Raw genomic sequence first — 2028 nt, 5'->3', positions numbered from 1 at the left:
TCGCTGCCTATCTCGATATCCGCGAGCGCGATCTCGTTGGCCGTCACGGCCGTTTCGTCGCCGAAGGCAAGGTGGTGCTCGACGTGCTCTTTTCGGCCGGCCGCTTCGCCGTCGAATCGGTGCTGGTCCTGGAAAACCGGCTGGCTGGTCTCGAGAGCACCTTGCGCAAGGCTGCTCCTGCTCTCCCCGTCTATGTCGCCAGCGGCGAGATCATTGACAGGATCGCCGGATTCCACATGCATCGCGGCATTCTGGCGATCGGCAACAGGGGCGCCGAACAACCCGCCGAGACCTTGCTGGCTACCCTGCCCGCCGGCGCGCTGGTCGTCGTCCTCGTCGGCATCGCCAATCACGACAATATGGGCTCGATCTTCCGCAACGCCGCCGCCTTCGGCGCCGATGCGGTCTTGATGGACGCGACCTGTTGCGATCCTCTGTACCGCAAGGCGATCCGCGTCTCGGTCGGCGCCGCGCTGAAGGTCCCCTTCGCATCCTTCGGCGACGCCGGCCACATCACCGCCCTGCTCGACCGGCTGGGCTTTGGCCAGTTCGCCCTGTCGCCGCGCGGCGAGACCGACATTCGCGATGCGCAGAGGACGGACCGGCTGGCGCTCTATCTCGGCACCGAAGGCGAAGGCCTGCCCGAGGCTCTGCTCTCCCGCTTGCGCACGGTGCGGATTGCCATGGCGCAAGGCTTCGACAGCCTCAACGTCGCAGCCGCCTCGGCCATCGCGCTGCATCATTTTTCGCGCGGCCGCTGACGCATATCGCCCATGAGGGACAGTCTGGTCGAAGGCTGACCTGGTTTCGGAACGATGCGTGTCGTGCCGATCTCAGTCGGCGCGGCCTCGATCCTGAAGACTTCCATGTCGTCTGCGAGCGGCACTGGAGTGCCGGTTGCCCTCGATCGCGCATCGTGGGCTATCTCGGTGATATCCCACAGCGACGTCGCGACATCCAACAGCGCGGAAAGCAGCGGACAAAAGAGCCAGAGAGCGAGCAGGAAAATCGCGGCGACCGCACGGAGGATCATGGCATCGGACATGGTGATGCCCAGCCCTCAGTGCAAGCAGGTGGCGGCCTGCGCTACTTTCCGTTCGGCGAATGCGCCTTTTGCAGCGCCCGCACGCGATCGGCAAGGCTGGTGACGCCTTCTCCATTGGCCGGGCGCCCTTCGCGGGGCGGAGAGGCCAGCGCCTTGGCGATGGGCGAATCCGGTCCGTCCAGCTTCATCGTCAGGCTGACGACTTCCGCCGCCAGTTCGTTCATCTGGTCGCGCAGCGCAGCGCTTGCGCCACGGGCATCGCTGCGAGCCCCGGACCTTGATGTCTCGTGGGCGGCAAGGTCGGTCTTGAGGCGCTTGTTCTCGCGCGCCAGCGCCGTCAGCCGCGCCTCCAGTCGCTCGCGCTCGCCGTCCAGTCTGGCGATCGCCTTGTCGATGTCGTTGCCGCTCACGCCGGCCGTCAGGGCCACGGGAGCGGGCGCCGTGGTCTCGCCCTTCGCCCGCTCGCGAAGCCGCGCCAGTTCCTTCTCACGGCGGTCGAGCTTCTCCTCGCGATCGGCAAGCGTGGCGAGTAGGCGCTCGACCTTCTTGTCCAGTTCGCCGGTTCTCTTCTTCTCCGACTTCAGCGCCTCGCGAGCGGCCTTGCTTTCGGCCGTCATCTCCTGGTTGCGCCTGTCCGCTTCCTTGCGCTGGGCGCGCAGCACGGCAATGTCGTTGGCGAGCTTGTCCAGCTCGGACTCGCGCGCCACCAGCTCGATCTGGCGGTTGCTCGAGGCGAAGCTTGCATCGTCATACATATGCTCCAGCTTTTCCAGCTCGAGCGCGCGCTTCTCCAGCATGCGTTCCATATGCGCCAGTTTCTCGGACAGCTGGTGCAACTGCTCCTCGCGCTGGTGCAGTTCCCCGGTCCTCGCCTCGAGGTCGGAAAGCGCCTGGTTCTTGTCCTTCCGCTCGACCGCCAACCCCTTGAGCGCCTCGTGGCCGCGCCCGATCTCGACCAGCTGCTCGGCTGCTTTCTCCTGCAG

General features: G+C 66.1%; 3 protein-coding genes. 1 reads left to right on the top strand and 2 read right to left on the bottom strand.

The genetic code is table 11. The features are described from left to right. On the top strand, positions 1-761 hold a 761-nt coding region (locus EN780_RS32875), incomplete at its 5' end, for an RNA methyltransferase (protein ID WP_133372833.1). Here the strand turns inward: EN780_RS32875 and EN780_RS32870 are convergent. After that, positions 740-1045, bottom strand: a complete 306-nt coding sequence (locus EN780_RS32870; RefSeq protein WP_128276348.1) for a hypothetical protein — start codon at positions 1043-1045, stop codon at positions 740-742. The genes EN780_RS32875 and EN780_RS32870 overlap by 22 nt on opposite strands. Positions 1046-1086: 41 nt before the next feature. Next, a partial coding sequence (locus EN780_RS32865) for a hypothetical protein (protein WP_128276347.1) occupies positions 1087-2028 on the bottom strand: 942 nt, incomplete at its 5' end.

Source organism: Mesorhizobium sp. M4B.F.Ca.ET.089.01.1.1, from assembly GCF_004022605.1.
GTDB classification, from domain to species: Bacteria; Pseudomonadota; Alphaproteobacteria; order Rhizobiales; family Rhizobiaceae; genus Mesorhizobium; species Mesorhizobium abyssinicae.
This window is presented reverse-complemented; position numbering and strand designations above follow the sequence as displayed.

Excerpts from the sequence above, each read along its gene's own strand:
- EN780_RS32870 (WP_128276348.1), bottom strand. The coding sequence starts at position 1,045 with ATGTCCGATGCCATGATCCTCCGTGCGGTCGCCGCGATTTTCCTGCTC.